The sequence below is a fragment of the Arthrobacter sp. JB02-1C genome, from assembly GCF_057748045.1.
On record NZ_CM173235.1, the window covers coordinates 2,681,933 to 2,695,162 of the forward strand.

Sequence of the window (13,230 nt, forward strand, 5' to 3'; positions counted from 1 at the left end):
CATTGTGGCGAGTCTCACGCGGCCCTGTGCCGGGAAGATCGGCGCCGGCGCAGGGCCGCGCCGGACCGGTCAGCCCGGCCGCGGCGCGGCGCTGCGGTTCAGGCGGCCTGGGCGAGGATGTCCTCGACGTAGGCCACCAGGGTGCGCACCGTGCAGCCGGTGCCCTGCTTGTGGTTGTAGCCGTACGGGCTGCCGCTGTTGAAGGACGGGCCGGCGATGTCAATGTGGGCCCAGGGGATCTGTTCCCCGTCCTTGCCCTTGCCAACGAATTCCTTTAGGAACACGGCCGCCGTCATCATGCCGCCGTGGCGTTCGCCGATGTTGGCGATGTCGGCGACCTGGGAGTCCAGGGTGGGACGCAACTCCTCCGGCAGGGGCATCGGCCAGACCAGCTCGCCGGCACGGTCCGCGGCGGCCTTCAGCGCGCCGGTGACGGACTCGGAACCCATCACGCCGGCGGTGCGGTTGCCGAGGGCGATCAGCTGGGCGCCGGTGAGGGTGGCGACGTCGATGATCACATCCGGGTGCTCCTCGCTGGCGGCCGCGATGCCGTCGGCCATCACGAGGCGGCCCTCGGCGTCGGTGTTGAGGACCTCGACGGTCTTGCCGCCGAAGATCGTCAGCACGTCGGCGGGGCGCTGTGCGGCGCCGGAGGGCATGTTTTCGGCGATGCAGAGCCACGCCGTTGCCTTCACCGGCAGCCGCAGTTCGGTGAGTGCGAGCACGGTGTTCAGCACGACGGCGGCGCCGGCCATGTCGCTCTTCATTTCGCCCATGCCCAGGTGCGGCTTAAGCGAGATTCCGCCGGTATCAAAAGTGATGCCCTTGCCTACCAGGGCGATTTTCGCCGCGGCCCTGGCCGGAGCGTATTCGACCTTGACCAGGCGCGGCTGCCGGGTGGAACCCTTGCCGACGCCCAGGATGCCGCCGAATCCGTCCTTTTCCAGCCGCTTCTCGTCCCAGACCGTGACCTTCACCGGCAGGCCCTTGGCCAGATCCCTTGCGGCGTCGGCGAACGTTTCGGGGTACAGATGGCTGGGCGGCTGGTTCACGAGTGAGCGCGTGGCGTTGACGGACTTGCCAATCAGCGCGGCACGCTCCAGCACCGGGCCGATGCCGTTGGCAGCGGCGAGGTCCGTGTGGATGCGCACGTGCTTGACCGGCTCCTTGACGCCGTCCTTGGCCGAGCGGTACTCGTTGAACGCGTAGGCGCCCATTGCGGCGCCCTCCGCAACCGCGGCGACGGCGCCGAGATCCGGCGTCGGGAGCGCGAGGGTGACGGTGCCGACCCCGGCGAGCTGGCGCACCGCGGAGCCGGCGGCCCGGCGCAGCGCTTCTTCGGAGAGCGGGGTATCCGCGGCGACCTTACCGACCCCGGCGAGGACGAGGATGGCCGCGCCCGCTTCCGGCAGTCCCGGCAGACGGTGTGCCTGGTCGGCGGCTCCGGTGAGGCCAAGACCGGCCAGGGACTCCGCGAGCGCCTCCGCGGCCTTGGCCGTCAGCGGGTTCGCCAGCAGCACGGGACCATCCGCACCCTGTGCCACGCCCACGACGAGGGCATCGGACGGGGACTTCTTCAAGTCTCCGGCGATCGCGCTCACTTTGACTTCGGTATTCTTAACCACGAGGACAGTCCTCAATTCTCTGCGACATTTCGGCAGGGACTGCATGTTCGGCGCCCTGCCATGGCTACCCCAGGCACCGTCGGCATTGCACGCGTACCGGTGTCTGCACGGCCCTTTCCAGGGCCAGTCCCGATCGTAGTCTCTCCCCGGTGCCGGAGTTCAATTTAATGAGAGCTGGCCCACAACGGGGGCAGGAATTACCGCGTCGGCCAGCGCGTTGTAGCTGGTATCGGCACGCCTGGCGCCGCTGCGCCCGGCCGCCGCCATCCGCCCGCGACGATGCGGGCCGTGCTGACCCCAGCCCTACTACCACGAAAGGAACATGCCGTGATGGAACGGATTTCCGGTTCCCTGCTGGACCCTGAAACGCTGTACGTCCGCGACGACGCGCTGTTCCACAGCCCCGAACTGCGCGGCCTGAACCTGGTGATGGGATTCACCGGCTTCGCCGACGCGGGGCACGTGGTCAAGCAGATCACCGCCGAACTGCTCGACACCCTCGACTCCGAACTGGTTGCTGAGTTCGACGCCGACCAGCTGATGGATTACCGGTCCCGCCGGCCGCAGGTGAGCTTCGTCGAGGACCACCTGCAGGACTACCAGCCGCCCCGGCTGTCGCTCTACCGGCTGACCGACGGTCTGGGCAAGCCGTTCCTGCTGCTGGCCGGGTTCGAGCCGGACCTGCAATGGGAACGCTTCGCCCGTGCCGTGGTCGGAATTGTCGAACACCTTGACGTCAACCTGGCGGCCTGGATCCACTCGATCCCGATGCCCGTGCCGCACACCCGGCCGGTCGGCGTCACCGTGCACGGCAACCGTCCGGAGCTGATTGAAGGAATCTCGGTCTGGAAGCCCACCGTGGAGGTACCCGCCGCCGTCGGCCATATCCTCGAACTCCGGCTGGTCGATGCCGGCCGGAACATCGCCGGCTACGTCATCCATGTCCCGCACTACCTGGCCGAGGCCGAATACCCCACGGCCGCCGTCGCCGGACTGGAATACCTCGGCGCGGCGACCTCCCTGATGCTGCCCACCGACCGCCTCCGCGAGGCAGGCCGCGACGTCGGGCGGCAGATCGCCGAGCAGATCGAGGCCTCCGCCGAGGTCCAGCAGGTCGTGGCCCGGCTGGAGACCCGCTACGACGAGAAAGCGGAAGGCACGGTGCGCCGGTCCCTGCTCGCGGACGAGAACGACCAGCTGCCCAACGCCGATGCCCTGGGGGCCGCCGTCGAGGCCTACCTGGCCCGCGAAGAGCCGAGCGAATAAATCACCTTTTAGCCGAACGGGGCATAATGGGGGAGTGACCGCACCCCGCGCCTGGCTTATCTGGATCGTTGGGGTGTTCGCGTACCTCGTGGCGGTCAGCCAGCGCACCTCATTCGGTGTCGTGGGGCTGGAAGCCACCGAGCGTTTCCATGCCACCGCCGCCGGCATCTCCTTCTTCACCGTCCTGCAGCTGCTGGTCTACGCCGCCCTGCAGATCCCCGTTGGCGTGCTGGTGGACCGTTTCGGGTCCCGGGCCATGCTGGCCGGCGGCGCCGTCCTGATGGGTGCCGGGCAACTGCAGCTCGCCTTTGCCGAAACGGTCCCCGGCGGCGTACTGGGCCGCATCCTGGTAGGCGCCGGCGACGCGATGACCTTCGTCTCCGTTATCCGGCTGATCCCGCTCTGGTTCGCCCCCGCCCGGGTTCCGCTCCTCACCCAGCTCACCGGCATGTCCGGCCAGCTCGGCCAGCTCTTCTCCGTGGTGCCGTTCGCGATCATCCTGCACAGCGCCGGCTGGACCCCCGCCTTCCTGACCCTGGCCGGCATGTCCGGACTGTCCGTGGTGCTGGTGGTCCTGCTCCTGCAGGACGTGCCGCCCGGCCACGCCGCCGCGAAACCGTCCGCGGGGCTGCGCGCCACCGGCGTGTCGCTCTCGAGCGCCTGGCGGCAGCCAGGCACCAGGCTCGGAATGTGGAGCCACTTCACTGTCCAGTTCAGCGGCACCGTGTTCGCCATGACCTGGGGCTACCCCTTCCTGATCTCGGCCCAGGGCCTGGGAGGGGGTACCGTCTCAGCGCTGATGGCCCTCTATGTCGCCGCCGGAATCGCCGCCGGGCCGCTGATGGGCAGGTTCGTGGCCCGTCACCCGATGCGCCGCTCCACGATGGTGCTGCTGATCGCCGCTGCCACGGCCGCGGCCTGGGCCACGGTGCTGCTGCAACCGGGGCGTTCCCCGCTCTGGCTGCTGGCCGGCCTGGTGGTGGTCCTGGCCATCGGCGGCCCGGGGTCGATGATCGGGTTCGACTTCGCCAGGACCTTCAACCCGGCACACCGGATTGGAACCGCCACCGGCATCGTCAACGTCGGCGGGTTCATCGCCGCGCTGCTGTCCATCTTCCTGATCGGCCTGGCGCTCGACGCGCTGCACCTGTCCGGGTTTTCGCCGGCAGGGCTCTACAGCCTGGACGCGTTCCGGCTGGCCCTGTGTGTGCAGTTCGTGCTCCTGGCGGCCGGCTCGGCCGCGATCCTCACCACCCGCCGGAAAGTCCGCCGGCAGATGGCCGAGCAGGGCGTGAAGGTGCCCCCGCTGCTGAAGTCCCTGGGCCGGGCGCGCAGGACGGTCGCGGAGCGCCGCCGCACACCCTAGCGCCGAGCGTGCCGGCCGGAGTTGTCCACATAGGGCCGCGGTGCACTGACGCCGCCGGCGGCCGGCCGCGAGGCTTGGGTTATGACAGCTCCTGACCACCTGACCGTCACCGGTCCCGAAGACATCCTCGGCTTCATTCCGCATTCCCTGGGGTACTGGCCGGTCAACAGCCTGGTCGCCATGACCCTGCAGGGCAAGCGGCTGGGGGCCACCCTGCGCGTCGACCTCCCGGAGCCCGCGCGCCGCCGGTCCGCCGGACCGGCGGCCTTCGCCCGGACCGTGCGGGACTATCTGGCCGCCGATGACCGGGCCGACGGCGTCCTGCTCGCCTTCTTTACGGGCGGGAGGGGCGGAAGCCCCACCGCCCGCGGGGCCGGGGCCAGCGCGGGGGCCGGGGCCGATCCGGTGCTGGCAAGGCTCCTGCTCGAACTGGAAGGCGCACTGGACGCGGCCGGCATGCCGGTGCGGGACGCGTGGCTGATCGGTGAGCGGCACTGGCGCAACGCCTACTGCACCAACGCGGCATGTTGTCCGTCGCCGGGCCGGCCGGTCGAGGAGATCAGGAACAGCCGGCTCAGTGCCGAACTCGTCTTTCGCGGCAGCAGCGTCGGAACCGCCCCGGCACTCGCCGCGCCCGGACCGGTCCGCAGCGATGCGGCCGCGCTGGAAGCGGCGCAGGACTGGTCCCGGATCCTTTCCGGCCGGTGGCGGGACCGGTCGCAGTTTGACTCGGTGCTGGACGTCTGGGAGCGGGTGCTGGGGCCGGCCGCAACGCCACCGGAGCAGTTGCCGGCCGGCCTGGCCGGGTACCTCCGGGCCACCCTGTGTGTGGCGTCGTGGCGCGACGCGGTTCTCGTCATGGCTGCCGCCGGCCGGGCTGCTGCCACGGCCGGCGCCGAGGAATTCAACCTGTTCGACGGCGCACCGGGCACGCCCGCGCCGCTGCCGCCTCTCGACGGCTTCCCGGCGGCGCCGCGCCCGGAGCCGGATGCCGCAGCCCCGGCAGCCGCAGGCGCAGCCGCAGCCGCAGCCGCCGCGGGCCCCGCCGTCGCCGTCGCCGCAGCCGCGCCGCTGCCCGGCTACGGTGAGGTGCTGCTGGGTGTCGCCCCGCCAATCCCGGACTGGGACCGGCTGGGCAGCCTGGACCGGATCCTGGCCAGGCTGGCTGACTGCGGAGGCGGCGAGGCCCGGGCCGCGGCGCTGACTGCCCGCGGCTGGATCGAGTGGTGCCGCGGCCGCGGTTCGTTCGCCGATGCCTTCTTTACGGCGGCTGCCGCGGACCAGCCCGGTTACCGGCTGGCGGAGCTGCTGGCCGAGCTCGTGCGGCGCGGTACCCTCTGCGGCTGGGCGCGCCGCCGGGATGCCGCGTGGCAGAAGTTTGATCCGGACGCGGCCTGAGGAGGGCCGGCGGCGGCCGCCGGTGCTGCCCGGGGCGTTTCCGGGGCCTGCGGCGGAAAATCGTGAGACAATAGTTGCCGAGACCCGGTTGGGTCCGTGTATTGAGTGCGCGTAACGAACTCTGGCAACAGGGAACATTACGGTCGCTCCGGCAGTTGTACTAGGTGACTCTGCTGGTCCTGATTGCGCTTGATGTGAAACACGGACTTGACAGGGTCATAGTGGTGTTGCCCGTATGGTGATTCCACAGACCGCCGCTAGAAAGGTTTTCTGTGACCCCGTCTTCCGCGAAGAAGGAACCCGCCGACCAGGCCGTATTGTCTCCCGAGGAGAAGAAGGCGGCGGCAAACGCTAAGCGCGCCGCCACACGTGCAGCCAACAAGGCGGCCAAAGCTGCCGCAGCTGCCGCCGGCGACGCCCCGGCAGTCAAAGCCGAACCCAAGAAGCGTGGACCGAAGCCCGGTGCCAAAGCCGCCGCCGAGGCCGCGAACAAGGCCCGTGACGAAGATGCCGACGACGTCGAGGCCGATGAGGACGCCGACGATGTGAACCCCAACGCCGCCGACCTCGGTGAAGAGGGCGAGGAGTCCGGCAAGGCTGCCACCGCGGCGACCGGATCCGGATTCGTCTACTCCGATGCGGACGACGACGACGCCCCGGTCCAGCAGGTGATGTCCGCCGGCGCCACCGCCGACCCGGTCAAGGATTACCTGAAGCAGATCGGCAAGGTGGCCCTGCTGAACGCCGAGCAGGAAGTCGACCTTGCGCTGCGGATCGAGGCCGGCCTGTTTGCCGAGGAGAAAATCAACGCCGACGACGGCTCGATGGACCCGAAGCTCAAGCGCGAACTCGAATTCGTCATCCACGACGGCAAACGCGCCAAGAACCACCTGCTCGAGGCCAACCTCCGTCTGGTGGTTTCGCTGGCCAAGCGCTACACCGGCCGCGGCATGCTGTTCCTGGACCTGATCCAGGAAGGCAACCTGGGCCTGATCCGTGCGGTCGAGAAGTTCGACTACACCAAGGGCTTCAAGTTCTCCACCTACGCCACCTGGTGGATCCGCCAGGCCATCACCCGTGCCATGGCGGACCAGGCCCGCACCATCCGCATCCCGGTCCACATGGTGGAAGTCATCAACAAGCTGGCCCGCGTCCAGCGCCAGATGCTGCAGGACCTCGGCCGGGAACCCACCCCGGAAGAGCTCGCGCTCGAACTCGACATGACCCCCGAAAAGGTCGTTGAGGTCCAGAAGTACGGCCGCGAACCGATCTCGCTGCACACCCCGCTTGGCGAGGACGGCGACTCGGAGTTCGGTGACCTGATCGAGGACTCGGAGGCCGTGGTTCCGGCCGACGCCGTGAGCTTCACCTTGCTGCAGGAACAGCTGCACTCGGTCCTGGACACCCTGTCCGAGCGTGAGGCCGGCGTCGTCGCCATGCGCTTCGGACTCACCGACGGGCAGCCGAAGACTTTAGACGAAATCGGAAAGGTCTACGGCGTCACGCGCGAACGCATCCGCCAGATCGAATCGAAGACCATGTCGAAGCTGCGGCACCCGTCGCGGTCCCAGGTCCTCCGGGACTACCTGGACTAGGCAGCCCCAGGAATACCGGACCACCACCGGTACAACAAACGCGGGGCCGGAAACGGCCCCGCGTTGCGGTTCCCGCCCATCCCCGGGAACGCGGAAAGGGCCCCTCCCGAACGGGAGGGGCCCTTTCCGGCCGCCGGTGCGGCCGGTCGAAATTAGTCGACCGAAACCGGTGCCTTCTCGTGGAGACGGCTCGTCTCGTCATGCCAGTCGGAACTGAGCGGCCTGAGGTTCGGTTCTACGGCGCGTGCGTGGTGAGCGCAGAAAAGCAATTCACCGCCGGAGGCTCCAAGAACAACCCGTACGTATGCCTGGGCTCCGCAACGGTCGCACCGGTCAACGGTGGTGAGCGTGCGGTCCGCAACTGCTGTGGTCATGGTCGGCCTCCCTGGTAGTTCGTTACACCTATATAACCAGCATTCGCAGACATTCCATGGCACGGATGGGCCAAGTTCGCTGTCCGCGTATCACGGCCCAGTAACGTCTGAACCATGGCCTGCATCCCAGGAGTGGCAACCCGGTGACCGGCGGCTGGCCGACTACCCTAGAAAGAGCGTCTGTTACGTTCCGTCCCCCGAAGGAGTTTCCCACCCGTGGCACCAAGTTCTGATTACACCGCCCGGCATCTCTCCGTGCTGGAAGGCTTGGAGGCCGTCCGGAAACGCCCGGGCATGTACATCGGCTCCACGGACTCCCGCGGTCTCATGCACTGCCTGTGGGAAATCATCGACAACTCCGTCGACGAGGCGCTGGCAGGTTTCGGCCATGACATCAAGGTCATCCTGCACGCCGACAATTCGGTCGAGATCCACGACGACGGCCGCGGCATCCCGATCGACGTCGAACCGAAAACCGGGCTCACCGGCGTCGAGGTGGTCTTTACGAAGCTGCACGCCGGCGGCAAGTTCGGCGGCGGGTCCTACACCGCGTCCGGCGGCCTGCACGGTGTGGGCGCCTCCGTGGTGAACGCCCTGTCCTCCCGACTGGAGGTCGAGGTGGACCGTGGCGGGAAGACCTACAAGATGTCCTTCCGCCGCGGCGAGCCCGGCCGCTTCAAGGACCCGGGCAGCAAGCCCGATCCGGCCGCCGTCTTCGAGCCGTTCGTCGAGGGGTCGGTGCTCGACGTCGTGGGCAAAGCCAAGCGCGGCGTGACCGGAACCCGGATCCGCTACTGGTCCGACCGGCAGATCTTCACCCCCGACGCCAAGTTCTCCTACGCAGAGCTCGCGGACCGGGCACGGCAGACGTCCTTCCTGGTCCCCGGCCTGAAGCTGACCATCCGGGATGAGCGCAGGCTGGCCGGCACGCCCGGCGAGCTCGGCCCGCACGAGGAAGTTTTCCACCACGACGGCGGCCTGTCCGAGTTCGTCGAGTTCCTCGCAGCCGATCCCGCCGTCACCGACACCTGGCGGCTGCACGGCGCCGGCAAGTTCAAAGAGACGGTCCCCGTCCTCGACGAGCGCGGCCACAGCCAGCTCGCCGAGGTGGAACGCGACTGCGAGGTGGACGTCGCCCTGCGCTGGGGCATCGGCTACGACAGCACGGTCCGCAGCTTCGTCAACATCATCGCCACACCCAAGGGCGGCACGCACCAGGCCGGCTTCGAACAGGCGCTGCTCAAGACCTTCCGCAAGGCCGTGGAAGCGAACGCCCGCAAGCTCAAAGCCGGGAACGACAAGATCGAAAAGGACGACATCTTCGCCGGCCTCACGGCAGTCCTGACCGTCCGCCTGGCCGAACCGCAATTCGAGGGGCAGACCAAGGAGATCCTCGGCACCTCCGCGGTCCGGGCCATCGTGGCGAAGGTGGTGGAGCAGGAGATCAACGCCAAGCTCACGTCCGCCAACCGGAACGACAAGGCCCAGTCGGCGCTGCTGCTGGAAAAGATCGTCAGCGAGATGAAATCACGCATCTCGGCCCGCGTGCACAAGGAGACGCAGCGCCGGAAGAACGCGCTGGAAACCTCCTCGATGCCCACCAAGCTGGCAGACTGCCGGACCGACGACGTCGCCCGTTCCGAGCTGTTCATCGTGGAAGGCGACTCGGCCCTCGGCACCGCCAAGCTGGCGCGTTCTTCGGACTTCCAGGCGCTGCTGCCGATCCGCGGCAAAATCCTGAACGTGCAGAAGGCCTCGGTGGGGGACATGCTCTCCAACGCCGAATGCGCCGCCCTGATCCAGGTGGTCGGGGCCGGCTCCGGCCGCAGCTTCGACATCGCCGCCGCCCGCTACGGCAAAGTCATCCTGATGACCGACGCCGACGTCGACGGCGCCCACATCCGGACCCTGCTGCTGACCCTGTTCTTCCGCTACATGCGGCCCATGATCGAGGAGGGCCGGGTGTTCGCCGCGGTCCCGCCGCTGCACCGGGTGGAGGTGGTCAACGCCGGCCAAAAGGCCAACGAGATGATCTACACCTACTCCGAGGCGGAACTGCATGTGCTGCTGGACCGCCTTGCCAAGGAGGGCAAGCGGTACAAGGAGCCGATCCAGCGCTACAAGGGCCTGGGCGAAATGGATGCGGAACAGCTCGCGGAGACCACCATGGACCCGCGGCACCGGACCCTGCGCAAGGTCGGGATCGAGAACGCGAAGCAGGCCGAGGAAACGTTCGACCTGCTGATGGGCTCCGATGTGGCGCCGCGCAAGGACTTCATCATCGCCGGGGCCGCGGGCCTGGACCGGGAACGCATCGACGCCTGACCCGGCCCGGAGCGCCCAGCCGGCCCGGTGGCCGCAGTCAGCCCAGCAGGCCGGGGACGAGCAGCAGCGCGGTGGGCACTGCCAGCAGCAGCAGGCAGGCGCAGAGGACCGCGAAGCGCCAGGGCAGCGGCAGCGGCGGCCGGGGGCTGAGCAGGCGGCTCACCCGCGAGACGGTGGTGACCGCCGCGCCTGCTCCGCCCGTGGCGCCCGGCTGCCCGGCGTCCGCGGCGTCGCCGAAGGCGAGGCGTGTCTCCGGGGCGCCGGTGGAACCGCTCGCAACGATCGCGATCGCCTTGATCAGGGCGGCCTTGCTCTCGGTCTTGAGCGCGACGTCGTCGGCCAGCATCTCGATCAGCGAGCTGACCGCCTCCTGGGCCAGGCGCGTGGTCGGCAGCCACGGCAGCGCCTGCCGCCAGGCCGCGAAGGCCCACAGCAGCAGGTGGTGGTGCTGGCTCAGGTGGGCATTTTCGTGCTGCAGGACGGCGCGCAGCTCGTCCGGCTCCAGCGCCGCCATCAACCCGTCCGAGAGCACCGTCACGGAGCGGGCACCGCCCGGCAGGCAGTAGGCGACGGGGGAGTCGTGGCTGATCACCATGGTGCCGGGACCGTCCGCGGAGGGGGAGGCCAGCAGTGCGAGAAGCTCGCGGTGCCGCCGGCGCTGCCGCCGGATCTTGTAGTAGGTGAGCAGCAGCGTAAAGACCAGGTGGGCGCCCAGCAACGCTGCCGCGGAGAGCGCGAAGATATGCCAGAAGCCCAGCACCGTGGTGGGCTCGTTGCGGAAGACCATGCCCGCCAGGGCTCTCAGGCCGGCCAGCAGGTTATCCCCGGCCGGCTCCAGCCCATAGACCAGCATGGCCCCGATCATGGACAGGCCGCCGGCCAGTGCGATCGCCTGCCAAAGCAGCATCGCCGTCGACGGCGACCGGGCCGGCCACTGGGCGCGGGAAAGCAGGACAGGCACCGGCCACGCCAGCACTATTGCGAGGACCGCCAGAAAATATGAGGTCCAGAACATCCGCTGCTAGCTGTGTTCCAGCAGCTTGCGCAGGGTCTCCGCCTCGGTGGCCGAGACCGAACCGATAAAGCGCGCCAACACGGCCTCGCGGTCCGGAGCCGAACCGAGCACCTCGTGCATCAGCTCCGCGGTATGGTCCGCGCGGCTCGAAACGGCCTGGTAGCGGTGCGGGCGGGTGCCGCGCTCACGTTCCACCAGGCCCTTGCGCTCAAGCCGGGACAGGACGGTCAGCACGGTGGTCACGGCCAGGTCCTTGCCCTCATGCCCGGCGGTCCCGCCCGCGGGCCGTGTGCTCTGCGCCAGCATGTCCCGCAGGGTGTTGGCCGTCGCGGCCTCCTGGCCCGCCCAGAGCAGGTCCATCACTGCCCGTTCCAGTTCGCCGAGAGTAGCCATTCCGTATGTCCTTCTGCACTGCCGCCGCGGCGGGTACCTGCCGGGCGGATGGATAATCCTCTATTCCCAATTTACCGCGTTTTACCAGCAGTTTCTACATGAGGTAGAACGCGGGCGCTCCGGCGTGTCGCGGAGCGGCCGGGGCGGGCCGTTGCCGGGGCCGCTCCGCCGTGCAACGCTGGATGCGGTAAGCCGTGCAGTTGTTCTACAATCTGTAGAAGTAGAATTTCTACGTAACGTAGAAAACTTGGGAACCTAGCCAAAGGGACTGCCTTGGACGCCTTGGAAATCGCACGCTGGCAATTCGGCATCACCACCGTCTACCACTTCATGATGGTGCCGCTGACGATCGGCCTCGGCCTGGTGGTGGCGGTGATCCAGACGCTCTGGTACCGCACCGGCAAACCGGAATACCTGCGGATGACGAAGTTCTGGGGCAAGCTGTTCCTGATCAACTTCATCATGGGCGTCGCCACCGGCATCGTGCAGGAGTTCCAGTTCGGCATGGCCTGGAGCGAATACAGCCGGTTCGTCGGTGACGTGTTCGGGGCGCCCCTGGCGCTGGAGGCGCTGCTAGCCTTTTTCGTCGAGTCGACCTTCCTGGGCCTCTGGATCTTCGGCTGGAAGCAGCTGAAACGCGGCGTCCACCTCGCCTGCCTCTGGATTGCGGTGATCGGTTCGGTCTTTTCCGCGTACTTCATCATCGTGGCGAACTCCTGGATGCAGCACCCCGTCGGCGTCGAAATGATCAACGGGCGTCCGGTCATGACCGATGCGTGGGCCGTCTTCACCAACAACACCGCCCTCGTCGCCGTGCCGCACACCCTCTTCGGGGCCCTCGCCGTCGCCGGCGCCTTCCTGCTCGGCATCGCCTGGTACCACCTCTGGCGCCGCCGGCACGACGGGATCGACACTATCGGGGCGGACGGGAGGGTGGTCCCCGGCGAGTCGGACATCCCCGGCCGGGACCGCGCAGACCACACCGTCTGGATCCGCTCGCTGCGGATCGGGGCCGTCGTCGCCATGATTTCCTTCGCCGGAACCGCCATTACCGGTGACCTGCAGGGCAAGCTGATGTTCGAACAGCAGCCGATGAAAATGGCCGCAGCCGAGGCCGCCTGCCACGACGGCACCGGCTTCTCCGTGCTCAGCATCGGCAACGTCGGCTCCAAGAACTGCGACGACGTCGTGGCCGTAATCGAGGTTCCCGGCATCCTCTCGTTCCTGGCCAAGGGCGACTTCAACACCGAGGTCAAGGGCGTGAACAGCCTGCTGGACCAGTACAAGGCCGACTACGGCACGCACCTGCCGGACAACCCGATCTACGGTGACCGGGCCGGCCAGGAGATCCAGTACGTCCCCGTCATGGAGGTCACCTACTGGGGTTTCCGGATGATGATCGGCTTCGGCGGCGTCGCGGCCCTCGCCGCCCTGGTGGCCCTGTGGGCCACGCGCAAGGGCACTGTCCCGGCCTCCCGCGGCCTGATGCGGCTGGCCGTGTTCGGCATCCTGGCCCCCTTCGGCGCCAACGCGGCCGGCTGGATCTTCACCGAAATGGGCCGGCAGCCCTTCGTCGTGGCACCCAACCCGGACCTTAACGGCATCGACCAGGTGTTCATGTTCACCGCGGCCGCCGTTTCCCCGGGGGTCTCCGCCGGCGAACTGCTGACCTCCCTGGTGGTGCTGACCTCCGTCTACGCCCTGCTGCTGGTGGTCGAGGTAAAACTGCTGGTCAAATACATCCGCGGCGGCGTGGTCTCCGCGATGCCCGAACTCGGCCAGGCCCCAGCGGACGAGAACGAGGACCAGACCCCGCCGGACGGGACCGCCGGCCAGCCCGGCGCCGACGACGTCCTGGCCTTCGCCTACTAGC

The 13,230-nt window shown here is 68.5% G+C and carries 10 protein-coding genes; 6 read left to right on the forward strand and 4 right to left on the reverse strand.

Going from position 1 to position 13,230, the window contains the following annotated elements; all coding sequences use genetic code 11:
- Positions 1-98: 98 nt before the first annotated feature.
- Entirely contained in the window at positions 99-1,625 is a 1,527-nt protein-coding gene (locus AC3ANP_RS12605; protein WP_488330508.1) for a leucyl aminopeptidase, read from the reverse strand.
- 327 nt (positions 1,626-1,952) lie between these two features.
- Here AC3ANP_RS12605 and AC3ANP_RS12610 point away from each other — a divergent pair, with 327 nt between their 5' ends.
- The 4 genes from AC3ANP_RS12610 to AC3ANP_RS12625 all read left to right on the forward strand — a co-directional run bounded on the left by AC3ANP_RS12610 (position 1,953) and on the right by AC3ANP_RS12625 (position 7,250).
- A complete protein-coding gene (locus AC3ANP_RS12610) occupies positions 1,953-2,891 on the forward strand; it encodes a proteasome assembly chaperone family protein (protein WP_488330509.1) in 939 nt (312 codons plus the stop codon).
- Positions 2,892-2,925: 34 nt separating this feature from the next.
- Positions 2,926-4,257 (forward strand): MFS transporter, encoded by a 1,332-nt coding sequence (locus AC3ANP_RS12615; protein ID WP_488330510.1) that lies wholly within the window; start codon positions 2,926-2,928, stop codon positions 4,255-4,257.
- A gap of 81 nt (positions 4,258-4,338) precedes the next feature.
- On the forward strand, positions 4,339-5,655 hold the full coding sequence (locus tag AC3ANP_RS12620; protein WP_488330511.1) for a DUF4192 family protein: 1,317 nt from the start codon (positions 4,339-4,341) through the stop codon (positions 5,653-5,655).
- A 272-nt stretch (positions 5,656-5,927) separates the two neighbouring features.
- Complete coding sequence (locus AC3ANP_RS12625) at positions 5,928-7,250, forward strand: RNA polymerase sigma factor (protein WP_488330512.1); 1,323 nt, start codon at positions 5,928-5,930, stop codon at positions 7,248-7,250.
- A gap of 152 nt (positions 7,251-7,402) precedes the next feature.
- On the opposite strand, the gene AC3ANP_RS12630 is transcribed toward AC3ANP_RS12625, so the two are convergent.
- Positions 7,403-7,624 carry a DUF7455 domain-containing protein gene (locus AC3ANP_RS12630; protein WP_488330513.1) on the reverse strand — a complete coding sequence of 74 codons (222 nt, stop codon included), beginning with the start codon at positions 7,622-7,624 and terminating at the stop codon, positions 7,403-7,405.
- Positions 7,625-7,840: 216 nt separating this feature from the next.
- Between AC3ANP_RS12630 and AC3ANP_RS12635 the strand changes: the two genes are divergently transcribed.
- A complete protein-coding gene (locus tag AC3ANP_RS12635) occupies positions 7,841-9,949 on the forward strand; it encodes a DNA gyrase/topoisomerase IV subunit B (protein ID WP_488330514.1) in 2,109 nt (702 codons plus the stop codon).
- Positions 9,950-9,986: 37 nt separating this feature from the next.
- Here AC3ANP_RS12635 and AC3ANP_RS12640 read toward each other — a convergent pair whose 3' ends face one another.
- Together AC3ANP_RS12640 and AC3ANP_RS12645 are read right to left on the reverse strand one after the other, a co-directional pair.
- On the reverse strand, positions 9,987-10,964 hold the full coding sequence (locus AC3ANP_RS12640) for a M56 family metallopeptidase (protein WP_488330515.1): 978 nt from the start codon (positions 10,962-10,964) through the stop codon (positions 9,987-9,989).
- A gap of 6 nt (positions 10,965-10,970) precedes the next feature.
- On the reverse strand, positions 10,971-11,357 hold the full coding sequence (locus AC3ANP_RS12645; RefSeq protein WP_488330516.1) for a BlaI/MecI/CopY family transcriptional regulator: 387 nt from the start codon (positions 11,355-11,357) through the stop codon (positions 10,971-10,973).
- A gap of 273 nt (positions 11,358-11,630) precedes the next feature.
- On the opposite strand from AC3ANP_RS12645, the gene AC3ANP_RS12650 reads away from it, so the two are divergent.
- Entirely contained in the window at positions 11,631-13,229 is a 1,599-nt protein-coding gene (locus AC3ANP_RS12650) for a cytochrome ubiquinol oxidase subunit I (protein ID WP_488330517.1), read from the forward strand.
- The last annotated feature ends 1 nt before the right edge of the window (position 13,230 follow it).